Source organism: Bacteroides sp. CACC 737 (assembly GCF_013874375.1).
Taxonomy (GTDB): Bacteria; Bacteroidota; Bacteroidia; order Bacteroidales; family Bacteroidaceae; genus Bacteroides; species Bacteroides uniformis.
In genome coordinates this window covers 489807-515585 of record NZ_CP059408.1, presented here as the reverse complement: position 1 = coordinate 515585, position 25779 = coordinate 489807, and the positions used below count along the sequence as shown (strand labels likewise).

The 25779-nt window shown below is 46.0% G+C and carries 14 protein-coding genes; 7 read left to right on the top strand and 7 right to left on the bottom strand.

The features are described from left to right. Nucleotides 1-4: 4 nt before the first annotated feature. The 5 genes from H1A11_RS02185 to H1A11_RS02165 form a co-directional block, all read right to left on the bottom strand. Nucleotides 5-1114 (bottom strand): SusE domain-containing protein, encoded by a 1110-nt coding sequence (locus H1A11_RS02185; RefSeq protein ID WP_181757658.1) that lies wholly within the window; start codon nt 1112-1114, stop codon nt 5-7. A gap of 20 nt (nt 1115-1134) precedes the next feature. After that, nucleotides 1135-2703, bottom strand: coding sequence for a RagB/SusD family nutrient uptake outer membrane protein (locus H1A11_RS02180; RefSeq protein ID WP_220186790.1), 1569 nt, complete (start codon nt 2701-2703; stop codon nt 1135-1137). A 16-nt stretch (nt 2704-2719) separates the two neighbouring features. Further along, nucleotides 2720-5713 (bottom strand): TonB-dependent receptor, encoded by a 2994-nt coding sequence (locus H1A11_RS02175; RefSeq protein ID WP_181757657.1) that lies wholly within the window; start codon nt 5711-5713, stop codon nt 2720-2722. 719 nt (nt 5714-6432) lie between these two features. Then, complete coding sequence (locus H1A11_RS02170; RefSeq protein WP_181757656.1) at nt 6433-8910, bottom strand: glycoside hydrolase family 2 TIM barrel-domain containing protein; 2478 nt, start codon at nt 8908-8910, stop codon at nt 6433-6435. Between the two features lie 28 nt (nt 8911-8938). Beyond that, nucleotides 8939-10114 (bottom strand): glycosyl hydrolase 53 family protein, encoded by a 1176-nt coding sequence (locus H1A11_RS02165; RefSeq protein ID WP_181757655.1) that lies wholly within the window; start codon nt 10112-10114, stop codon nt 8939-8941. 215 nt (nt 10115-10329) lie between these two features. Here H1A11_RS02165 and H1A11_RS02160 point away from each other — a divergent pair, with 215 nt between their 5' ends. The 7 genes from H1A11_RS02160 (at nt 10330) to H1A11_RS02130 (ending at nt 22592) form a co-directional block, all read left to right on the top strand. Then, nucleotides 10330-11334 carry a LacI family DNA-binding transcriptional regulator gene (locus tag H1A11_RS02160; protein ID WP_117601172.1) on the top strand — a complete coding sequence of 335 codons (1005 nt, stop codon included), beginning with the start codon at nt 10330-10332 and terminating at the stop codon, nt 11332-11334. Nucleotides 11335-11353: 19 nt separating this feature from the next. Continuing rightward, entirely contained in the window at nt 11354-12727 is a 1374-nt protein-coding gene (locus H1A11_RS02155) for an MFS transporter (RefSeq protein ID WP_117966256.1), read from the top strand. A gap of 218 nt (nt 12728-12945) precedes the next feature. Then, complete coding sequence (locus H1A11_RS02150) at nt 12946-15258, top strand: family 65 glycosyl hydrolase domain-containing protein (protein ID WP_181757654.1); 2313 nt, start codon at nt 12946-12948, stop codon at nt 15256-15258. 155 nt (nt 15259-15413) lie between these two features. After that, on the top strand, nt 15414-17075 hold the full coding sequence (locus tag H1A11_RS02145; RefSeq protein WP_061411457.1) for an IS1182 family transposase: 1662 nt from the start codon (nt 15414-15416) through the stop codon (nt 17073-17075). A gap of 113 nt (nt 17076-17188) precedes the next feature. Continuing rightward, entirely contained in the window at nt 17189-18241 is a 1053-nt protein-coding gene (locus H1A11_RS02140) for an efflux RND transporter periplasmic adaptor subunit (protein ID WP_117966259.1), read from the top strand. A 12-nt stretch (nt 18242-18253) separates the two neighbouring features. Beyond that, nucleotides 18254-21283: an efflux RND transporter permease subunit gene (locus H1A11_RS02135; RefSeq protein WP_181757653.1), complete on the top strand. Its 3030-nt coding sequence runs from the start codon at nt 18254-18256 to the stop codon at nt 21281-21283. A gap of 34 nt (nt 21284-21317) precedes the next feature. Further along, nucleotides 21318-22592 (top strand): TolC family protein, encoded by a 1275-nt coding sequence (locus tag H1A11_RS02130; protein WP_138344740.1) that lies wholly within the window; start codon nt 21318-21320, stop codon nt 22590-22592. A gap of 90 nt (nt 22593-22682) precedes the next feature. On the opposite strand, the gene H1A11_RS02125 is transcribed toward H1A11_RS02130, so the two are convergent. Both H1A11_RS02125 and H1A11_RS02120 read right to left on the bottom strand, forming a co-directional pair. Continuing rightward, on the bottom strand, nt 22683-23918 hold the full coding sequence (locus tag H1A11_RS02125) for a sodium ion-translocating decarboxylase subunit beta (protein WP_117601166.1): 1236 nt from the start codon (nt 23916-23918) through the stop codon (nt 22683-22685). Next, complete coding sequence (locus H1A11_RS02120; protein WP_181757652.1) at nt 23918-25756, bottom strand: biotin/lipoyl-containing protein; 1839 nt, start codon at nt 25754-25756, stop codon at nt 23918-23920. Before H1A11_RS02120 ends, H1A11_RS02125 begins: the two co-directional genes overlap by 1 nt. Nucleotides 25757-25779 lie beyond the last annotated feature (23 nt).

Genomic DNA, 25779 nt, shown 5'->3' with positions numbered 1-25779 from the left:
CAATTTACTTACCAAAATCTTTTTCATTCAGTTCATAAGTCATATCATTAGCATTATTCATATTTACATACACACGGTATTTACCGGCCGGTACTTTAATATTATCACCACTATCCAACTTACCTTCCGTTGCAGAACCAAAGCTTGTTCCCCAATCATGATCAACACGGAACTTAACTTCACCTTCTGCAAATTCTACATCTGCCCAGAAACGTTGTTTTGTAGTATCAAAATTCATATCAACTTCAGCTGTTCCCCAACCGCTTACTTGAGCGCCTGCATCACCAATAATACTCAATGTTGTAAATGAATTACCTTTTTTCAGGACCAAAGAAGTTTTGTCAAAACTAAAATGATAGAAACGCTTAGAGTAACAACTAATATTGCCAGAACCACCTGAGCTAATCAATTGGACAGTTGATGCTTCTGCCTCCGGAGCCGCAGCGCTACTATCAGTACCCCAGTTACAATCATCTTGCCAGCCTGCAATACCTGTAATTTTAAATCCACTTGCAGCCTTTTCTCCAAAGTCAACCATTCCTTGATAATTCTTATCATCTTCTTCAAAGCAGAACAAGAATTGAGTTGCATCATGGCTCCAACCGCAATAATCACCGATAACCCAAACCTTAGGATACTCTCTTTCACCACTATAAGGTGAAATGGTTGAAGATATTACATTAGAATAAGCTACCATCGCAGTAGGCTTTGAAGAAAGATTCTGTACATAAGCCTTTATACGGAAATATACTGTCACTGGAGTTTCAGGAACCGCATCCCATCCCAGCATTGCTGAATTCATTTTTTCTGCAGCAATTTCAATACCACTATCCACATCTGTAGCACTTCCCAACTCGGAAACAGAACCAAAATTATTATCCAAAGAGGCTTCCAGTGCATATAGAATGGAAGTTGAAATACCAAAATTTGTTGCTGTAAACTTAAAAGTAGCAAATTGTGAATTCGTCGCTTCCAACGTATATGAATCATTGATGGCATTCAGGGTACTAGGTGTAGTATCCTCACTATTATAGATAGGATCAGTATCTTCACTGCAAGAGAATGTCAACAATCCCATCAAACAAACAAAAAGTGTATAATATATTTTTTTCATAATCAACAATACTATTTTATTTAGTAACCTTCATTCTGAATCAAATTAGGATTAGCATTCAAATCACGTTCTGGAATAGGAAACAGATTATAACGACTATCTACACCTTTTCCTGCTTTAATGCCACCTTTCCAAGACCAAACATAAGAGTCAGAAGTAAATTTTCCAAAACGGACTAAATCAGAACGACGCCAACATTCAAGATATAACTCACATCCACGTTCTCTCAATATATCATCCAAGGTATAGGCAGATACAGCAGAAAGCCCGGCTCTCTCACGAACCAATGATAAAGCAGCAGCGCCTTCACTTACTGTAACGGTAGATGCACCTCTCACAGCACATTCAGACAACATCAACAAAACATCCGCATAACGGAATACAGGAAAATCTGTATCTACAAATCCCACATTGGAAGTAGCCTTTCCGTCACTGCGCACATTTTTAAATTTAGTAAATGCATAGCCATGCTGAAAATTAGCAATATCATCAATTTCTTTTTGCTGTTCCGTCGTAAAGAACATTGCTCTTTGATCTCCCGTAACAAACGAATCATAGAACTCCGGGGTTACACGAATACCTCCCCAACCAGAAGAAATACCCATAGCAGCAGCATCCATCTTACCACCAACAGAAGCAAATATAATGAAATTAGTTACACCATAACTTTGAGTATTAATGCCGTCTTGCTCTACTGCAAATATAATTTCATCTGTACTTGTTTCATTATTATCGGCCATAAACAGTTCTTCGTATTTAGGATGCAAAGAATAACCCTTTCCTTGAATTTCTTTACAAATCTGAGCACATTCATTGTATTTGGCAGTACCGATATAAACTTCAGCATTCAAATACAATTTAGCTAAAATCATGCTGGCGCCTCCCTTATCAATACGGCCATATTCATTCTGGCGAGCTTCAGCCAATGCACTATTAGCACCAATCAAATCTTTCAACTCAGTTTCAAGCCAAGTGAACAATTCACTACGTGTAATACGTTGTGGAGCAACAGAACTAACAGAAGATGTTTCATCAGCAAATGGAACATTACCAAACATATCTATAGCATGGTAATAAGCCAATGCACGCAAAGCACGAGCTTCTGCTATATATGCTGCTTTCTCCGGAAAATCAAGAGAAGAAGCATTTGCCTGACGGATAAATTCATTGCACATGGATACCTGATAAAAAATACGAGAGTAAAGTGCAAAGATAAACGTATCAGAAGTAGTCCAAGCTAAGCCATGCAAATCTTGAATAGTCTGGTCATTCCAGCCTACAACACATTCATCCGTAGTATATTCATTCAAATGGAACAAACCACGAAAATATTGGCTTTGCCCACCATCCATACCGGAAATGTTAGAATCCCCATCAGGACCATAAGATCCACTTGTAGCAAATCCAGTATAACACTGTGCCAAAAAGGCTTTAAAGTCAGCAGCTGAATTCAATGCTTTATCTGACGTATTTGTACTAGGATCAATTGGAGTAACATCCAAGTCACCCACACAAGATGTTGCAGTCAAACCAGCAGAAAGCAACAATACATATATCAAATTCTTATATAGTTTCATACCAAATTTCAATTCTTTTAGGTTATTCTTAGAAATTAAACTTAGCTCCCAATATGAAAGTTCTTGGGCGAGGATAAAGATTATTGTCTATACCATTAGATATTTCGGGATCAATGCCGTCATACTTAGAGAAGGTACATACATTCTGAACTGTAAAATACAAATTCAGATTCATATTACGATCTTTAGCCTTCAATAAATCCTTGAATGTATAACCTAATGTTATATTATCCAGCTTAAAGAATGAGGCATTATGCAAATAATAATCAGACAAATATTGAGCTTGATTGAAATTAGTGTTCATTGCTGAAGACATACGATTGGATACAAAATTGTTTGTCCACAAATCAGCCAACATTTCATTATCTGAAGAGACATTGTCATACACCCAGTTACCAATATTAGCATGAGCTGAAGCTGCCAAATTCCAATTCTTATAGCGCAAAGAAGTATTGAAACCCAACGTTACATCAGGAGCCGGCTTATGGAAGAAATATTTATCTTCTGCATCAATTTTACCATCTTTATTACGATCTACATAAGCCCCCTCAATAGGTTTTCCATTCTTATCATAAATCTGTTCATATACATAGAAAGAATTTGTAGGATATCCAACCTGCTGATATTGAAGGATATTTCCAACACCACCACTGATACCATTACTTTCTACCATAGATTTATCACTTTCACTGGCAGTCAACTTAGTAATCTTATTTTTATTCCAAGCTACATTGGCTCCTAATTCCCAGTGCCAATCCTTGGTCTCTACCGGAACTGTATTGATTTCAAATTCAACACCCGTGTTCTCCAGATTACCAATATTGGAAGTCAGATAATTGGTTAGGTTAGATAAGGCTGAAACCGGTATTTTATTTATCAAATCATCTGTTTTACGATAGTAGAAATCAATGCCTCCGGAAATTCTACCATTCAAGAATCCATAATCCAAACCGACATTCCATGTAGTAGTTGTTTCCCATTTCAAGTCAGCATTATATCCTAAGGCTGTAACTGGATTAATAAGCTCATTACCGAAATAGTAATAGCTACCCAATTGGTTAGTATAATATGTCGCAAGTGAAGGATAGTTACCTTCATTCAAGTCTTGCTGACCTGTTTGTCCCCAACTTAAACGTAATTTCAAATTAGAAAGAATTTTATTCTCTTTCAAAAAGTCCTCATTGGCAATGTTCCATCCTAAAGCTACAGATGGGAAAGTACCCCATTTATTATTCTGGAAACGGGAAGTACCATCACGACGCAATGTAAAGGTGAACATATACTTGTCTGAATAGGTATAATTGGCACGTCCAAAGAAAGATACCAAATAATATTCTGTTCTTGAATTCTTTTGAGCCAACACAGCCGTTCTGTCATTTTGTTTAACATCTAAAGAGTTCTCTGCCTTATAAAAATGTTGCCAAGAATAACCCACCATAGCATCCACATGATGGTCACCAAAAGCATGATTATAATTAAAGTAGCTTTCCAAAGTCTGGTCACGTCTCATATAATCATAATTTGCATGCCGTCCAGAACCGGATTCTGTTGTATTATGCAAAGATTGTTCAGAACCTTCAGGAGTGTCTTTTGTTCCATTACTCTTAGAAAAGTCCAAACCAACATTCAAGTTAAAACGTAAGTCCTCAAAACCATGGAAACGATAATCAAGTTGAGCATTACCTATAAAACGTTTTGCGTCAGCAATATCATTCTTCTCATTTAGTAAAGCAACAGGATTCTGTGTAGCCATAGTATTACAATTACCATCTAAACCACGCCACATATAATAACCATGATTACCTCTATCAGAATTATCATAAATCGCCTGAGTAGGATCCATATGGATAGCAGCACCTATAGCATCCTGGTTGGCAAAGTCGCTGTTGGTAATCATACCTTTAGCATTCATGTTAATTGTCAAGTGATTATCAAGTAAAGAAGGTGCAAGATTTAGTGACATTGTTCCACGATCCATTTTAGAACGTTTCAAGACACCTTCTTGACTCAAGTATCCACCAGATAAACGATAAGGTATGCTTCCAACCTTTCCTAAGCCCAATTGACCATTAAAACTCAAATTTGCCTCATAAGTTTGTGCCAGTCTATAAATCTCTTTCTGCCAATCTGTGTCAGATTTACCTAATGCTTTGTAAGCATCAGACTCCTTACCGAGATAGGATTCAACAGCAGAACGTAATTGATCTGCATTCATTACATCTACATATTGAGGAACTTGGCTCAAAGATGCGGAAAAATCTAAATTTATCTTAGGTATGGCACTTCCTCCCTTAGAACCCTTTTTAGTAGTAATTACAATAACACCATTGGAAGCGCGGGAACCATAGATGGCAGTGGCTGATGCATCTTTCAAAACCGTGAAACTTTCAATGTCATTAGGATTGATACTAGCCAATGGATCTCCCATACCACTAATACTTTCATTACTGATTGGTAATCCATCAATAACAATCAACGGATCATTCGTAGCTTTCAGAGAAGAACCACCACGAATACGAATAGTAGAAGCTGAACCAGGTTGACCACTACCTGAAGTAATGACAACACCTGCAGATTTACCTCTTAACAAGTCAGCAGGAGATGTAACTACACCTTTGTTTATTTGGTCAGCTTCAACAGTAGATACAGAACCAGTCAAGTCATTTTTCTTAACTGTACCGTAACCAATAACAACAACTGCATCCAATAACTGTGAATCATCCTGCAATGTCACAACCACCGAAGGAGCCGCAGCTACCTCTTGTGCTTTATAACCAATAAAGGAAACTGTTAGTGTAGCTCCCTGAGGAACTGTCAGCGTAAAATTACCATCAAGATCGGTTATCGTACCGTTTGTGGTATTACCCTTTTCTACGACATTTGCACCAATCACTTCCAATCCCGTGGCATCTTTCACATGCCCTTTCACGGTAATGTTCTGTGCATAAGCGCCAACTGACAAGAACAACCCCAACATTAGGGTAAGAATCGTTTGACAGATTCTAAGATTAACTTGCTTCATGCATTTAATAAATTAAAGTTAACAATATTAATTACCTATATATATTATTCGAAAAATAATTTTCGTACTTTCGCTTTCCAACGTCTTTCAAGTACCCAAAGCATGACGCAACAAAAATATGCTTTATTACTTTAGTAAAGTATAAAGAGAGTGTAAAATGTGGGAAACGAACAGTGCAAACGATTGCATGCGGTTGCACAAGATAGAAAAATCACTTGATATATCATAATACAGCGCTTCTCTCCACTCTACATGTGGCATTCTTGCACATAACATATATGTTTATTCTGCTGAAGTACAGAGATTTTCACCGCCTAACGACCGTTAGGCGATTTGTTGATGGCCGTTGGCAGATCGCTTTACGGCCGTCAACAAATCGCTTTACGACCGTTAAGCACTACACAACATCAAGACAAAACAAAAGAAACACAAAGCTTTTACTGAAGAAATGCCATGCATGTATGAACCAAGCAACATACTTTCAGGATATGAATAACGTGTCTGCACAATATTAATATGCCATTAACACGATATTAACAAAATGGCCGACATGATATTAACTTGTTACATTACAATAAGTTAACATCATGTCGGCCCTAAAAACAGAGGTGGAAGCAAAATTTGCTTCCACCTTTTTCTGTTGCTTCCACCGCACCTCAAACACCGATGAACAAAGGGTTACAGAGCAGGTGTGGTAGAGTGGAAGCAAATAGTGCTATTTATTTCTCTGAAGTATAAAGTACCAGCTTTCCGGACTTCAATCCTTTAGCCCTTGCCTCAAACACAATCTCACCGGCTTGCTCGCCACTCTGCACAATAGCCGTCAGCTGACCGCTGAAAGCCGGCATCTTGGGCAAATGGAACAAATCGAGGCTGGTAGCATCTCCATTGGCAGCAGCGCGATATTTTCCGGCACCCTTCACCGAGAAGTTTACCATGCGGCTGTCTGCCGGACAAAGGTTACCGTCCTTATCCACGACACGGACTGTGATATATGCCAGGTCCTTACCATCGGCAGACAAGCGGGTGCGGTCGGCAACCAGCTCCAGATGATGGGGCTTGCCAGCGGTACGAATCACCTTTTCTTCTGCAGGCTTACCGGAAGCATCATAAGCTACCACTTTCACTTCGCCCGGTTCATAAGGAACATCCATCCACATCAAGCGATAGCGACGCTGCAAAGCAAGGGAGTCCTGACCTTCCAAAGCACGGCTTTCATCAGCAGTAAGTTTCCGCTGTTTGCCATAACTCTTTCCGTTGACGAACAGTTCGGCACTGGGATAGCTGGTGTAAACAAAAACCGGAGTATTCTCCCCTTCCCTGCCCGGCCACGTCCAGTGCGGAAGGACATGCAAGGTATTTGCCTGCTTGTTCCATAGGCTGCGGTACAGATAGAAACGGTCTTTGGGGAGACTTGCCAAGTCTATGATACCGAAAACGGAGCTGTGGCTGGGCCAGGAATCCGTACTATAAGGAGAAGGTTCACCCAAATAATCAAAACCTGTCCAGACGAACTGTCCGATTGTCCAGTCATAATCATCAGCCAAAGCAAAATCCTCATCGGGAAGATTCGACCAGGAACAACACTCCACATCATAACCGGAGCACTGATGGTCATCGTACATCACACTAGCTCCCTTCTGTACGGGAAATTTATAGACACCACGGGAACTTACAGTGGAAGCCGTCTCCGAACCGAGCACAATATTCTGTGGAAGAGTCTCATAAGACTCCACATAGCGGTGAGCCCGATAATTAAGGCCGGGTACATCAATCATTGCCGCAAACCCGTTGGCAAGCACACACGTCACTTGGTCCATACCGCAAGTAACGGGGCGTGTAGGGTCTTCGCGATGGCAAATATCCTGCAGGAAAGAAGCCACTTTGTAGCCCTCGGGACTACATTGGGTAGGAACCTCATTTCCTATACTCCACATTACCACACAAGGATTGTTCCGATACTGATGCAGCATATTTATCATATCCTTTTCTGCCCATTCGTTGAAATAGCGGTGATATCCATTCTCACATTTGGCAATATCCCATTCATCGAAAGGTTCCAACATCATCATGAAGCCCATCTCGTCACAGAGTTCCACCAATTCGGGGGCAGGCATATTGTGGGAGGTACGGATTGCATCACATCCCATATCCTTCAATAATGTCAACTGACGGCGAAGAGCAGCCACATTGACAGCCGCACCCAACGGGCCCAAATCGTGGTGATTGCATACCCCCTGGAATTTACGGTGCTTACCATTCAGGAAGAATCCCTTATCAGCTATAATCTCAATGCTGCGGATACCAAAACGCGTGGTATATTCGTCAGTCTGTTTGCCATCTACATAAATCTTAGATACTGCCTTATATAAATAAGGTGTCTCAGGGGACCACAGAGACGGAGCATTTATCAGAAAATTCTGCTCAAATGGCTGTCCGTGATTAATTTTCCGGCTATTATCCTTACGGGATACTATCTTACCGTCCGGCGCAATAATATCAGTAGAAATACGAACATCCGCATCACCGGCATTCCGTATTGTAGTACGCAGACGCACGGAAGCGTATTCAGCAGAAACATGCGGTGTGGTGAGCTGTGTACCCCAAACCGGAACATGGACACGTTCCGTAGTAACTAGGCGGACATTGCGATACAATCCCGCCCCCGGATACCAACGGGAGGACTGGGATCTGTTTTCCAGACGGACAGCCAGCACATTGTTTTTACCGTCGGCATTCAGCAAACCGGTAACATCGCAATGAAAAGAGTTATATCCGAAAGGCCAGAAACAAGCTTCTTTCCCATTGACATAGACCCGCGCCTCACTCATAGCACCATCGAAAACCAGAGTGACCTGCTTGTCTGCAGAAGCATCAAAAGCCGTACGATACCAACCGACACCCACATAAGGCAACCCTCCGGTACGCCCGGTCTTTACGGAAGCTTGTTTTTCAAGGTCTTGCGTAACCGCTACCTCCTGCAAATCGTTGTTGCGGTCGAACGGACCAAAGATGGCCCAATCATGAGGAATGGTCACTGTTTCCCACTTACTGTCGTCGAAATTTGTTTGTGTTGCTTCGGGAACATCTCCCTTGGTGAACTTCCAGTTCTTTTCCAACAATGCTTCTGTACGCTGCGCCATTGCCGCCAAGGCAAAAAAAGCGCAGCAGGAAAAGATAAGTATTGTCTTTCTCATTCTTCTTTAAAAGATTTTGTTAATATAATTATTTAAAAGCATCCATTATCACAGTGGGGCGGCCGTCTTCAGTGAATGCCCCCAGCCGATATTGGTTCGGCCTGCATTCCGGTTCCCAGTAGAACACGCCCTTGCAGCGTCCACCGGTATTCTCCTTGCACTCTTTCAGGATACGTGCCAGTTGGCGTTTCCCTTCTGCCAGCACGGAAGCACTTGCCAGATTCCCTTTGTCGTCAGCACACTCCATGCCGGTTTCCACCACCATCACGTCACAGTTGTATTTCCGGGCTACACTATTAATATTGGCAATACACTCGGTGATAGTTCTATCAGCTGTGTATTCCTTGTGCTCGAGCATCGTCCAGTAAGGATAGAGCGACATGCCTATCATATCCCACTTACCGCCATTGGCTTTCAGTTCATTAAAGAACCAGGTATACAATTCGTTGTCATATCCATTGTCCAGATGAACGATGACAATGGCATCGTCGAAGACGGACTTTACCGCATCGTATCCTACATTGATAAAAGCAGCCAGGTTGGCAAAGTTCTCACGGTATTTCACTTTCTCGGAAGTGCTGTTGGAACCCTTTACATCACATTCCCTCACATCATAGGACGCACCACTCAATGCAGCATCTTCATCCCAAAGCATCCCCGGACGGATTTCATTACCTACCTGAACCCACTTGGGAGTAACTCCTGCCGCTTTCAGCGCATTAAGTACATCGGCAGTATGGTCGGCGATGGCTTTCTTCAAGTCGACCAAGTTCAGTCCTTTCCATGCAGCAGGCTTATGCTGCTGTCCAGGGTCGGCCCACCAGTCACTGTAATGGAAGTCTACCATTACGTCCATGCCCAGCTCTGCGGCACGTTTGGCTTTCGTCACCAAATCGGCCATATTGCACCAGTTATCGTGTTCTTTGGGGTCGAACCATACTCTGAGTCGAACCGCATTCAGGCCCAAATCCTTCATCAACTGGAAACAATCGGTCTCCACACCGGAGGTATTGTAAAATTTCATACCCTTATGTTCCATCTCCGTCACCCAACTGATGTCGGCACCTTTAGCAAAGTCCGTAACCAGAGGTTCCTCCTTATCGGGAAATCCACCGGCGTTGGGGTCTGTCTCATTATTGCTGCTGCATGCAAATACGGCAAAGGCAATACAAAAAAAGAAAGTCAAGAACTTCATGTGTTTCATGGCGTTATCATCATTAATTGCATACTGCAAATATAAGCATTTAGGGAATATAGAACTATATATCACCTCTATTTGTCAAAATACGGGTGTCTGCAATCGTTTGCACAAACTTACAACCCGATAAACCTCAACGAATAAGCCCAATTTACCATATTACGTTATTTTTGCAATCGGATTAGGGAAGTTTACCTTATCTTTGTCCTCAAAACTATACCATGAATAAACCGCAGATTACCATCAAGGATATTGCCCGGGCGCTGAATGTCTCCCCTTCTACCGTGTCAAGAGCGCTGAAAGACAATCCGGACATCAGCAAGGAAACTCGTGATCTTGTCCATGCCTATGCGCGCGAACATAGTTATAAGCCCAATGTACTGGCTGTAAACCTCCGAGCAAGCCGCAGCAATACCATCGGCGTCATTGTTCCCCAACTGGTACACCACTTCTTTTCCTGCGTATTGAGTGGAATTGAGAAAGCAGCGGCGGATGCCGGATATAATATCATAGTGGCGCAGAGCAGCGAATCGTACGAGCAGGAAGTGAAGATTGTGCATTCTTTCCTTGCCGCCCGTGTCTGCGGAGTCATCGCTTCACTTGCCAAGGATACTTCCAAATACGACCATTATCAGGAGCTGCTGAACAACGACATTCCCATCGTCTTTTACGACCGTATATGTACGGGGTTGAAAACCGAGCGAGTGGTGGTGGACGACTATGCCGGCTCCTTTGCAGCCGTGGAATACATGATACAGACCGGATGCAAGCGTATCCTTTTCTATAGTGCGGCTCCCCACCTGGAGATTACCAAGAATCGCCGGAACGGCTACCTGGATGCCATGAAGAAGTATAAAATTCCAGTGGACGACAGCATGATTCTGTTGTGCGACACCCGTGAACGCGCCATCTCCATCACTCCCGACCTATTGGAAAGCGAAAACCGCCCTGACGGTTTCTTCGCCATCAACGACGAGACAGCTTCAGGCATACTGTATGCCTGCAAACTGGTCGGCATAAAAGTTCCCGATGAAGTATCCATCTGCGGATTCACCGACGGAGCCATTGCCCAAAGCACCGACCCAAAGCTGACTACTGTGGAGCAACATGGCGAGGAAGTAGGTAAAAGCGCTTTCAGCATTCTAATCGGAAAGCTGGAGGGAGAAGAGAAAAGCAACAACAAGATAGTACGTACCAATCTGGTGATAAGAGGAACAACGAAATAATAAAACATATTGAACCATCATGAAAGTAAAACCCGATTTAAGTTTCTGGAAGCTGTGGAACATCAGCTTTGGTTTTTTCGGCGTGCAGATTGCATATGCTTTGCAGAGTGCAAACATCAGCCGTATCTTTTCCACTTTGGGTGCAGACCCGCATAATTTGAGTTATTTCTGGATCCTGCCGCCGTTGGCAGGTATCATTGTACAACCCATTGTGGGAGCCGCCAGTGACAAGACCTGGACACGCTTCGGACGGCGCATTCCTTATCTGTTTATAGGTTCGTTGGTGGCCGTACTCGTCATGTGCCTGCTACCCAATGCCGGAAGCTTCGGCATGGCAGTAAGTACAGCCATGATTTTCGGTCTGGTATCGCTGATGTTCCTTGATACCTCCATCAATATGGCCATGCAGCCCTTCAAAATGATGGTGGGCGACATGGTGAATGAGAAACAAAAAGGACTCGCCTACTCCATCCAGAGTTTTCTATGCAATGCAGGTAGCCTGGTGGGTTATCTCTTCCCGTTCATCTTTGCATGGATTGGCATCAGCAATACAGCTCCCCAAGGAGTAATCCCCGCCTCGGTTATTTACTCATTCTACATCGGAGCGGCCATCCTTATCTTCTGCGTCATCTACACTTCGATCAAAGTAAAAGAGATGCCGCCTGCCGAATATGCAGAGTATCACGGCATCACCGAAGAAGAGGAACATGAAAAGACCAACATGCTGAAGCTGCTTATCAACGCTCCGAAAGCATTCTGGACTATCGGACTGGTACAGTTCTTCTGCTGGTTTGCCTTTATGTTCATGTGGACTTATACCAACGGCAGCATCGCTGCCAATGCTTTCGACGCTCCTACAGTAGAGCACCTGGTAGATGGTGTGACCAAAATAGTACTCGACACCAAGAGCCTGCAATATCAGAATGCCGCCGACTGGGTAGGCGTACTGTTTGCCGTGCAAGCCATCGGCTCTGTGCTTTGGGCCATCTGCATACCGATGTTCAAGGACCGCCGCTGCGTCTACTCACTCAGCCTTGTTCTGGGAGGTATAGGTTTCATTTCCACCTACTTCATACACGACCCTTATATGCTCTTCATTTCCTTCTTGCTGATAGGGTGCGCATGGGCTGCCATGCTGGCACTGCCGTTCACCATCCTAACCAACGCACTGAGCGGAGGACACATGGGTACTTATCTGGGACTTTTCAACGGAACTATCTGTATCCCGCAGATTATAGCGGCAGCCTTGGGCGGCATCATCCTTGCCTTGTTTACTCCCAAAGGAGGACTGCCTCCTGAAATCAATATGCTTGTGTTAGCAGGAGTCATGCTGATAATCGGTGCTTTCTGTGTATATTTAATCAAAGAGACCAAAGGAGAGAAAGCAAACTAAGAATCACCCCCGAAGTACTCTGAGACGGAAATATTGACCGACACCGGGCAACATTCCACCTGACACCGGGGAAAGCATCGTTCGGTACCAAGGAACGATACTTTCCCGGTGTCTTTTTGATGTCTTTCCTTGCCTTTCTTTATTTTTGTCCTTACTTTTCTTCTTTATTTCCGCATATTGCTTAACTTTACGGCGATAACTACAGAAAACACGTCGTCATGAAGAAATACCTCAAGACCGATGAATGGAATATCATCGAAGACCAATTCCACCCCGACCGTCAACGGATGTCGGAAAGTATATTCAGTCTCGGAAACGGACGTTTCGGGCAACGGGGGTATTTTGAGGAGCCTTACAGCAGTGACAGTTACCGTGGTTCATTTGTGGCCGGCATCACTTTCCTGGACAAAACCCGCGTAGGATGGTGGAAGAACGGATTTCCCCCATATTACACCCGCATACCCAAGGCTGCCGACTGGAGCCGTATCAACCTGCGCCTCATCGATGAGGAACTCGATTTGGCAGGCTGGGATGTCGACAGCTTCAACCGCCGCCTCGACATGAAAGAGGGTATCTCCTACCGGGACATGGAGGTGACCTCTCCCCGGGGAAACCAGCTCCGCATCCATATAGAGCACATCACGGATATGGCAAGACCCAACCTCTGTCTCATCAAGTACAGTGTGTCCTCCATCAACTATACCGGTAGAATCTCACTCGTGCCCATCCTTGACGGGAATATCGTGGACGATGCCGACCTGCCGAACCTGAAAATATGGAACATCCTGCGTTCCGGTTCTACCAGCGACTGTGCCTACCTCTGGACACAGACCCGCCGGGAAGATGCACAAGTGTGCTACGCCATGACTTACCAATTCTTCAAAAACAACAAGGAAACCACTGCCAATCCCATACGGATAGAAAAGGAAAAGCAGACCGGTTTCAGCGTAGGTGCCGACGTAAAACCCGGAGACAACGTGACACTCATCAAATACACCGCCATCGCTTCTTCTCTTTACCACGAACGGGGTGAATTGGTGGAGCACTCCATGACCGAGGCACGCGAAGCCAAGAACATAGGCTGGAATACGCTGGTAGAAGAGCATCGAAGGGCCTGGCAGGAAATCTGGGACGAAACGGATGTCGTCATCGAAGGGGACCCGGAAGCACAGCAAGGTATCCGGTACAACATATTCCAGCTGTATCAGACTTACCGGGGAGATGACCCGCGCCTGAACATCGGCCCCAAAGGATTCACCGGAGAAAAATATGGCGGCAATACCTATTGGAACACGGAATTGTGTTGTGTACCGTTTTTTCTGCTCTCCACTCCCAAAGAGATTGCAAAGAACTTGCTGGCATACCGGCACAACCAGCTTCCCAAGGCCATAGAAAACGCCCGCAAACTGGGTTTCAAGGACGGTGCAGCGTTGTTTCCGCAGGTAACCAACAACGGAGAGGAATGCCACAGCGAATGGGAAATAACCTTCGAGGAAATCCATCGCAACAATATCATTGTTTATGCCATCGTTCAGCATGCAGTACTGACGGGTAATATGGACTATATCGCCCAATATGGCCTGGAAGTTATGATTGCCGTCAGCCGCTTCTGGAGCCAACGGGTATCCTTCTCCCAACCCAAACAGAAATATGTCATACTGGGAGTTACCGGCCCGGATGAATACGAAAACAATGTGGACAACAACTGGTACACCAACTATTCCTGCATACAATGCCTCAAGATGACCCTCCGTTTTCTGGAAATGATAGCACAGCAATATCCGGACGAATATGCCCGCATACGCCGCATCACCAATCTCGACCAAGTAAAGGAAAGCGCCCGGTGGAGAGACATCATCGAACACATGTATCTGCCGGAAGACAAGGAACGGGGAATTTTTATCCAGAATGACGGCTATATGGATAAAGTACTGGAAAGTACAGATAACATTCCTGCCGAAGAACGCCCCATCAACCAACATTGGTCATGGGATCGCATTCTGCGCTCTTGCTACATCAAGCAAAGCGACGTGTTGCTCGGACTTTACCTTTATTATTTCTATTTCGACACGGAAACCGTCCGCCGCAATTTCGAGTTCTATGAGCCGATGACCGTACACGAATCCTCCCTTTCTCCCCACATCCATTCCATCCTGGCTGCACGCATCGGCAAAGTGGAAAAAGCTTACCAGCTTTTCCTGCATGCCACGCGGCTTGACCTGGACGACTACAACAACGAAGCGGACCAAGGTCTGCACATAACCAGTATGCCCGGCAGCTGGCTGGCCATTGTACGCGGATTTGCAGGTATGCAGGTGCTGAAGGAGACATTGTGTTTCTCCCCCGTCATACCGCAAAAATGGGACAGCTATTCATTCAAGGTGAATTATCTGAAAAACACACTTCACATACGGGTAGGAAAAGAAATCGAAATCTCGCTTACAGCAGGCAGCAAAGTGGACATACAAGTCTACGGACACCCATATACGCTGGAACGGGGGACGGAATTAAAAATTAATGTGCTCATGTAATTAACCATATTGGCACATTAAATCATCATTTATCCTATGAGGTTGTGTCAAAATGCTGACACAGCCTTTTTTTATGCGCAAAGCCCAGACTTTCTCAAGCCCGGGCTTTGTTATTACCCAAAGTTTTCGTATCTTTAGGCATAAAGTTTTTCGTTATGGCAAAGTTACATTTTCGTCCTTACATTCCCAACCAAACCGTTCTTTTTCCACAAAGAATTGATGAAAACATAGCTGCGAACGACCCGGTCCGCATCGTGAATGCTGTTATTGACAACCTCAATCTTGAGAGTTTCAAGAAGCTTTATAAGGAAACGGGCCGTTGTCCTTATCATCCTAAAATGATGCTTAAGGTGATAATCTACGCCTACATGAATAATATCTATTCTTGCCGTAAAATAGAGAAGCACCTCCTTCGTGACATTCATTATATTTGGCTTGCCGGTAATGAGCATCCGGATTTTATCACGATCAACCGTTTTCGTAACCGTGTAAAGGAGGAAATAAATAATGTATTTACCCAGTTGATTTTTGTCCTTGCCGATAAAGGTTTCATCAGCCTTGATGTGGAGTATATTGACGGCACCAAGATTGAATCCAAAGCCAACAAATATACTTTTGTCTGGCGCAAGACAGTCGAACGGAACCGTACGAGACTAATGGATAAAATCCGTATTCTCTTGGAGCAGGTGGATGAAACCATTGCACAGGAGAACTCTATAAAAGACACATCCGTGGAGTTTACTTCCTGCAGGCTCTCTGACATAGTGGATGAACTTAAAGAAGCCCTGGAACGCCAGCCTGCAACAAAGGATAAGGAAGAAAAGAAAGCCCTGCGCAAAAAGAAGAAGCAGGTCAGGGAACTTGAAGGGTATCGTGACAAGCTGATAGAATATGACAATCACCTTGATACCCTTGGAGAACGTAACTCCTATTCCAAGACCGATCCTGGTGCCACATTCATGCGCATGAAAGAAGATGCCATGAAGAACGGGCAGACCAAACCCGGATATAATCTGCAAATAGGTACTGAAAACCAATTTATCACAGACTTCCGTCTGTTTCCCAACCCTACCGATACACTGACCCTCATACCTTTTTTCCACTCTTTCCAGTACCGCTATAACCGTTTACCGAATATCTGCGTGGCAGACTCCGGTTACGGTTCGGAAGAAAATTACCGGTTCATGCAGGAGAATGGGATAGAAGCCTTCATCAAGTACAATTACTTCCATAAAGAACAGCGTCCCCGTTATACTCCCAACCCGTTCCATGCCGAAAGTCTCCATTACAATGCCCAAGAGGATTATTACGTTTGTCCTATGGGACAGCACATGAACCGTATAGGAACCAAACGTGACAAGACAGCGAGCGGATACATCACCGAAAGTGCCCGGTATAAAGCAAAAAGATGCGAAGGTTGCCCTTTGCGTGGCAGTTGTTTTAAAGCTCGGGGGAACCGTATTATAGAAGTCAACCACCGATTAAATCAATACAAACGGCAGGCACGGGAAAGGTTGCTCTCAGAAGAAGGTATCAAGCATAGAGGCAGGAGGTGTATAGAACCAGAAGCTGTGTTTGGACAAATGAAATACAACATGGCATACAGAAGATTCCGGCATGTGGGAGAAGACAAGGTTACAATGGACTTTGCTTTCTTTGCTATAGCCTTTAATATCAAAAAAATGTGTGCTAAACTGATAAAAGAAGGAAAGGGGCTCATTACAGTTGCCAAATATTTGTTTATGGGACTATTTATAACCCGATATAATTGGAATATAGCAACTTGCTGCCAAATGCATGAGGAAAAAGTAGCATAGCCAAAAGAAAATATAGCAGAACTTAAAATATAAAAGAGGTTGTGCCAACGTTTTGACACAACCTCTTATGTTTTTATATATACCTGAACGAATAACTATATACTTGTTTACCAATGAAAAAAATGTTTCTTTTCGCCCTGGTCACGACGTTGCTCATCACGTCGTGCGGGCAAAAACAAAAGGGTAGCAATACCCTTATCCGACCGGTGAAGACTGCACAAGTCAGTTCACAGTCGGTTATCCACAAAGACTTCTCCGGAATGGTGGAAGCCGTGGAATATGTGAGACTTGCCTTCCGCGTCAGCGGACAAATCATCAACCTCCCGGTTGTAGAGGGACAGCGGGTAAAGAAGGGGCAACTGATTGCCGCCATCGACCCACGCGACATCTCCCTGCAATATGCAGCCGACAAAGCTGCCTACGAAACAGCTGCCGCACAAGTGGAACGTAACAAACGGCTACTTAGCCGCCAGGCTATCTCCGTGCAGGAATACGAAATCAGCGTAGCCAACTATCAGAAAGCAAAATCCGCCTACGAGTTGTCCGGCAACAATATACGGGATACGCGGCTGACAGCCCCTTTCGACGGTTCCATCGAAAAACGGCTGGTAGAGAACTATCAGCGTGTCAATGCGGGAGAAGGGGTTGTACTACTGGTAAATACACAGAAACTACGAGTCAAGTTCACCGTACCGGATGATTATCTCTATCTGCTCCGTGCCAAGGACGTAAAGTTCAAGGTGGTGTTCGATAGCTACCCCGCAGAGGCTTTCGATGCCAGAATGGAAGAGTATCTTGACATCTCCACAGCAGGAACGGGTATTCCGGTGACAATAACAATTGACGACCCGCACTTTGACCGTGCACGTTATGACGTAAAACCGGGATTCACATGCAAAATAAAGCTGGCATCGGATGTCACTCCCTTCCTGGAAGAAAAGCTGATGAATGTACCGTTAAGTGCCGTATTCGGTAACAGTGAAAACCAGAAAACGTATGTATGGGTGGTGGAAGGTAATAAAGTCAGCCGTCGCGAAGTGAGCGTTTATTCTCCAACGGGAGAGGCAAACCTGCTTATCTCTAAAGGGCTGGAACCGGGAGAAACCGTTGTGACGGCCGGAGTATACCAGCTGACAGAAGGAGAAAAGGTAAAAATTGATAATTGATAATTAAACAACATGAATCTAGCCAAATATTCATTAGACAACACGAAGATAGTCTACTTCTTTCTGGCTGTGCTGCTTATCGGCGGCATACTGTCATTCGGCAGGTTGGGAAAGAAGGAAGACGCACCTTTCGTCATCAAGTCGGCAGTCATCATGACACGCTACCCGGGAGCGGAGCCGGCAGAAGTGGAACGGCTCGTCACCGAACCCATCTCCCGAGAAATACAGTCGATGAGCGGCGTCTACAAGATAAAGTCAGAGTCTATGTACGGACTCTCCAAGATAACCTTCGAACTGCAACCGTCACTCTCTGCCGCATCCATTCCGCAGAAGTGGGACGAACTGCGGCGCAAAGTGCTCAACATACAGCCCCAACTGCCCGCAGGCTCTTCTGTGCCGACCGTCTCGGATGATTTTGGAGACGTTTTCGGCATCTATTACAGCCTGGTGGGTGACGACGGTTTCTCTTATGAAGAAATGAGAAACTGGGCGGAACGAATCAAGACACAAGTCATCACGGCAGACGGTGTGATGAAGGTAGCCCTTTTCGGTACACAGACAGAGGTCATCCATATATTCATCTCCGTAAACAAGCTGGCAGGAATGGGTATCGCCCCCAAGCAGCTGGCCAGCCTGCTGCAATCGCAGAACCAGATTATCAATACGGGTGAAATCAGTGCTGGAGAACAACAGTTACGCATCGTGGCCAACGGTACCTACACGACTGTCGATGATATCCGCAACCAGGTTATCACTACCTCCGGCGGACAAGTCAAGCTAGGCGACATCGCCATCATTGAAAAGGGATACATGGAACCTCCCGGCAATATCATGCACGTCAACGGAAAGCGCGCCATCGGTATCGGCATCTCCACAGACCCTACAAAGGATGTGGTAAAAACCGGTGAACTGGTAGACCGGAGGCTTGCCGAACTCATGCCCCTCATCCCCGTGGGGCTGGAACTGGAAAGTCTGTATCCCGAAAACGTGATTGCCCAAGAAGCCAACAACGGGTTCATCATCAATCTGATAGAATCCATCCTGATTGTGATTGTAATCATCATGCTGGTGATGGGCATGCGTGCAGGAGTACTGATTGGCTCTTCCCTTATATTCTCTATCGGAGGCACACTGCTCATTATGTCGTTTCTTGGCGTAGGTCTGAACCGGACCTCCCTCGCCGGATTTATCATAGCCATGGGAATGCTGGTGGACAATGCCATCGTGGTGACAGATAATGCCCAGATTGCCATTGCCCGCGGCATCGACCGCCGGAAAGCGCTGATAGACGGTGCCACCAGTCCCCAATGGGGATTACTGGGAGCAACGTTCATTGCCATCTGTTCGTTCCTGCCACTGTATCTGGCTCCCTCTTCCGTAGCCGAAATCGTGAAACCGCTATTCGTAGTGCTGGCCATTTCCCTGGGATTAAGTTGGGTGCTGGCGTTGACACAAACCACTACATTCGGCAACTTCATACTGAAAGCAAAGGCAAAAGATGGTGGTAAAGACCCATACGACAAGCCTTTCTACCATAAATTCGCCTCCATCCTCGGCACACTGATACGCAAGAAGGCGTTGACCCTTGGCAGCATTACAGCACTGTTCATCCTCTCCCTTTTCGTCATGGGACTGATGCCCCAGAACTTCTTCCCTTCTCTGGACAAACCCTACTTTCGGGCAGATGTATTCTATCCGGACGGGTACAGCATCCGCGAAGTAGAAACCGAAATGAAAAAGGTGGAAGCCCATCTGATGCAGCAGCCGGAAGTGAAACGGGTATCCGTCACATTCGGCAGCACACCGTTGCGTTACTATCTGGCCTCCACTTCCGTCGGCCCCAAACCTAACTTCGCCAATATCCTGGTGGAAGTAACGGACAGCAAATATACCAAGGAACAGGAAAAGAACCTTGATGCCTACATGAAGGCCAACTATCCCAATGCCATCACCCGTACCATGTTGTTCAAGCTCTCCCCTGCCGTAGATGCCGCCATTGAAATCGGGTTCATCGGCAATAACACGGATACGCTGGTCATGCTGACCAACAAGATTCTGGACATCATGCACCGTAACGACGAACTTATCAACGTGCGCAACTCCTGGGGCAATAAGATACCGGTATGGCATCCCATTTACAGTCAGGAACGTGCACAACCGTTGGGTATCTCCCGTCAAAGCATGGCACAGAGTATCCAGATCGGTACGAACGGCATGACACTTGGAGAATACAGGGAAGGAGACCAAGTACTCCCCATTCTGTTGAAGGATAAAACCATCGACTCTTTCCGTATTAACGACTTGCGTACACTCCCCGTATTCGGCACTGCACGCGAAACAACCACTCTGGAACAAGTCGTCAGCCGGTTCGACTTCCAGTACAAGTTCTCCAATGTGAAAGACTACAACCGGCAGATGGTGATGATGGCGCAGGCCGACCCACGCCGCGGTGTGAATGCCATTGCCGCCTTCAACCGTATATGGAAGCAAGTGCAGAAGGAGATTGAAGTGCCCGAAGGTTACACCATGAAATACTTCGGAGAGCAGGAAAGCCAGGCAGAAAGCAATGCCGCACTGGCAGCTAACCTGCCGCTGACATTCTTCCTTATGTTCGTCACCTTGCTGTTTCTGTTCCGCAGCTACCGGAAACCGATTGTTATCCTGCTGATGCTGCCGCTTATCTTTATAGGTATTGTACTGGGACTGGTGGTATTGGGAAAATCATTCGACTTTTTCTCCATCCTCGGCTTGCTGGGGCTGATTGGAATGAATATCAAGAATGCCATCGTGCTGGTGGACCAGATTGATACGGAAACCGCTGCCGGGAAAGCACCGCGTGAAGCCGTTATCAGTGCAACGACCACCCGTATTGTCCCGGTGGCTATGGCATCGGGTACCACTATCCTGGGAATGTTGCCGTTATTGTTCGACGCCATGTTCGGCGGCATGGCGGCAACCATTATGGGTGGTTTGCTGGTAGCCTCGGCATTGACATTATTCGTGCTGCCGGTGGCTTATTGCGCCATTCATAAAATCAAGTGAGAGAACATTCAACAATTTACAGTTTACCAATTGAATGATGAAAACAAAGATACTTATTCTATCATTACTGTGCTCCGGACTGAATGCCGGGGCACAACAAGCATATCTGAGCCGCGAAGAATACCGCGACAAGGTAGAAGCATACAGCCAGATTCTGAAACAACAGCATCTGAAAACATTCGCCAGTACCGAGGCACGCAAGATTGCCTCCACCGGTTTCCTGCCCCAGATTGACATCATCGCCGAGGGTACCGCCAATCTCAATCATCTGGACCAATGGAACAGTCCGAAAGGAGACTACCGCCCTTATACCTATCAGGCACTTGCCACCTTGACGCAGCCGCTTTATACCGGAGGTTCCCTAATAGCCCAAAAGAAAGTGGCGCAAACCGAAGAGGCACTGGAGCAACTAACCACAGAACTGACCCTCGACCAGATACACTATCAAAGTGACGCCGTCTATTGGAATGCCTCTGCCGCCCGTGCCGGTCTGAAAGCCGCGGCTACCTTTCAGGATATTGTACAACAGCAGTACGACATCATCCAAGACCGCTTCGATGACGGCGCCATCAGCCGCACAGACTTGCTGATGATTTCCACCCGGCGTAAGGAGGCCGAATTACAGTACATCAAGGCACGCCAAAACCATACCCTTGCCCTGCAAAAACTGAATATCCTTATGGGCTCGGAACCGGACGCTCCCATAGACAGCATAGCCGAAATAGATATACCGACTGCCCCCATCATCCCTTTGGGCCTGGATGATGTGCTGCCCCGCCGGGCAGAATATGCCAGTACCTCCGTGAACATCGCCCGCAGTGAAGCGCAACGGCATGCCGCCCTCAGCCGCTACAATCCACAAGCCAGCATGTTTCTCGCTACCGGTTGGGATACGGGAATCGCCTATATGGGGCAGAATGTACCTCATACTCCCGTCGCAGGGGTCAACGTCAGCATCCCCATCTTCCGTTGGGGAGCCCGCTTCAAGACAAACCGCCAACAGAAAGCCTATATCGGCATACAGAAGCTGCAACAAAGCTATGTAACGGACAATATTCTGGAAGAGCTCTCCGCAGCCACCACAAAGCTAACGGAAACTGAACAGCAAGTCAAGACGGCCCGGGAGAATATGACACTTGCCGAAGAGAATCTAGACCTTGTCACCTTCTCTTATAATGAAGGAAAAGCCAGCATGGTAGATGTACTGTCCGCACAACTCTCATGGACACAAGCACACACCAACCTGATTGATGCGTATCTCGCGGAAAAGATGGCGGTAGCTGAATATTGGAAAGTGGTCAGCGAATGAAATGCCCCTCAACGAAAAAGATAAAGAAACTCCGGCATGGCTTTGTAAAGCCATGCCGGAGTTTCTTTATCTTTCCCCTACTGACCAGGTTTATCCCAAGAATGAAATCAATACACCAGCCGCAACAGCCGACCCGATTACACCGGAGATATTACTGGACATACAGTAATTCAGCACATGGTTTTTCGGGTCATATTTCGTTGCAATCTCATTGCAGACGCGGCTTGCCATGGGCACGGCACTCAGGCCGGTAGCACCAATCAGTGGATTGATCTTCTTCTTGCTGAATAGGTTGAACAGCTTCACAAAGAAAATACCTCCCGTAATGGACAATGCAAATGCCAGGAAACCGCCAATCACAATACCGATGGTTGTCCAATTCAGGAATGCCTCACTAGTCATCGTGGCGCCAACGCTCAATCCTAAAAAGATGGTAGCTGCATTCATGATACTATTAGCAGCAGCGTCGAACAAGCGGCTTGTATCAGAACCGATTTCCTTAATCAAATTACCGAACATCAACATACCAATCAAAGGTACTGCCGTAGGCACAAATAAAGCAACAATCGTAGTCACTGCAATCGGGAAGATAATCTTCAATACACGCAGATTCTTAATCTCGATTTTCGAAGGATACAGCTTCTCCTGCTCCTTCATGTTAATCATCAATTCCTTCTTGGTACAGAACAACTTCACCACCATCGGAATGATGACCGGTACCAGCGCCATATAAGAATAAGCAGCAATAGCAATCGGTCCCAACAGATGGGGAGCCAGCTTGATGGTAGTAAAGATAGCCGTAGGGCCATCGGCACCACCGATAATGCCCAACGCACCCGCTTCCTGCGGAGTGAACCCTATCATCACAGCACAAAGCAGTACGGTGAAAATACCTAACTGCGCAGCCGCACCGAATATGGAGAGACGCAAGTTACGGAGCATCGGACCGAAGTCCGTCAGCGCACCCACCCCCATAAAGATGACAGGTGGCAGGAATCCGGTCTTAATCAGCATATAATAGATGAAGTTCATCAGTCCAAGGTCGTGCGCTATTTCGTGCAACGGCATCTCCCAGATATTCTTCATCACCCCGCCTACCATGACCATTCCGTTTTCATCCGCCTGAATCACACCCATCTCGCCGCCAGGAAAGTTGGCGATGAGTACACCGAAAGCGATGGGTACCAGCAACAATGGTTCATAGTGCTTCTTGATGCCCAAATAAAGCAGGATAAAAGCGATGGCATACATCACGAGGAACGACGGATCAGCAATGATATTGCTGAAGGCCGTCATATCATAGAGTTTTGCAAATATATCTTCCATTATCCTATCTTCATTAATACATCATCTTCAGAAACAGAGTCACCCGGATTGACACAGATGGCAACAACCGTTCCATCAAAGTCTGCACGGATGGCATTGTATGTCTTCATAGCTTCGATATAGCAGAGAAGATCGCCACTCTTCACCTTGTCACCCACTTTCAACGGGGTTTCTTGTGCATTCTTCGTCAAGAAGAACTTGCCTTCGAGCGGAGCCGGAATATCCTGACCTTCGCCTACGGGAGGAGCAGTCACCTTCTCGGTAGCCGAAGCGGGCAGGTCAATGTCACCATAAGCCACCGTTACGCGGTAGGCCTGACCGTCCACCTGCACGGTGAGCGTCTTGGGTTTGGCATCGTCCAGCGGAGATTTGTCACGTTCAGCACGGCGTTTCTCCACATCCTCCAGGAAGTCCTGCTTGGCCTTGCCACTCTTGTAAGCCTCGTATTGAGCCGGGTGCATGGCGTATTCGAAAAGCTCTTCGTCGTCCTCGCCCAATTCCCATTTGTTTTCCTTCATCAGCTTGCGGTACTTGTCCAAAGCATCGGGATAGTTGTCTTGCGGATTGCCGGTGAAGAATTTACGTCCTTCGCGCTCTGCTTTCTCAATAAGCTCAGGAGCCAATTCACCCGGCAACTTACCGGCTTTGCCCAGCAGCATATCCCAAATATCATCGGCAATCATGCCCCAACGTTCCTTGCCCTTCTCCATAGCAATGACGTTCATCATGGAGAGATTCTTGACATACTGGCTAAACGGAGTCACCAATGGCGGATAACCTACACGCGGCCAGACGTATGCCACTTCGTTGAACAACTTGATGAGCAATTCATCCTGCTTCATGAAGGGCAGGTTGCGTTTTGCCTTATATTTGTTAATGGATTCCAAATTGGACTCCAGGTCTGCCATCAAACTGCCCATCATGCCGCCCGGAAGTCCAGGACCAATCAGCAGGGAGTTCATCAAACGGTTACGCGGGCTGATGTACAAGCCAAGGAAATCATCCATAAATTCCTGGATGAGGGCACGTATCTTCATATATGCCTCCATGTTGATTTCGGGCACCTGGAAGCCTGCATCTTTCAGCATAGCCTGCACGCTGAGCAGGTCTGCATGTCCTGTACCCCATGAAAGCGGTTCCATACCTACATCAATATAGTCGCAACCTGCCTCGCACACTTCAAGAATGCTTGCCATATTGAAGCCGGGCCCCGCATGACTATGGTACTGGATAGGAATATCGGGATGTGCCGCCTTGATATTGGCCACAATCTTACCCAGGGAAACCGGACGTCCGATGCCTGCCATATCCTTGATGCAAATTTCATCGGCACCAGCCTTGATAAGCTTCAAAGCCATGTTCGTGTAGTATTCTACGGTATGGATAGGTGAATGGGTGATGCAGAGCGAACATTGGGAAATCATTCCGGCATCGTGTGCATAACCAATGGAAGGAATGATATTGCGAGTATCGTTCAGACCGCAAAAAGTACGCGTGATGTCCGTACCTTGCGCTTTCTTCACCTTATAGAACAGCTTGCGTACATCGGCGGGCACGGGACTCATGCGGAGGCCATTCAAGGCACGGTCCAACATGTGAGTCTGGATACCGGCTTCGTGGAACGGCTTCGTCCATTCGCGCACGGCTTTATTCGGATTCTCCCCAAACAGCAGATTTACTTGTTCAAAACCTCCGCCATTGGTTTCCACGCGCGCAAAACAACCCATCTCAATGATAGCGGGAGCTACTTTCACCAGCTGGTCAACACGGGGTACATATTTTCCGGCACTCTGCCACATGTCCCTGAATACCAAGCTGAACTTAATTTCCTTTTTCATACTAAATTATTCGGTGTGTTTTT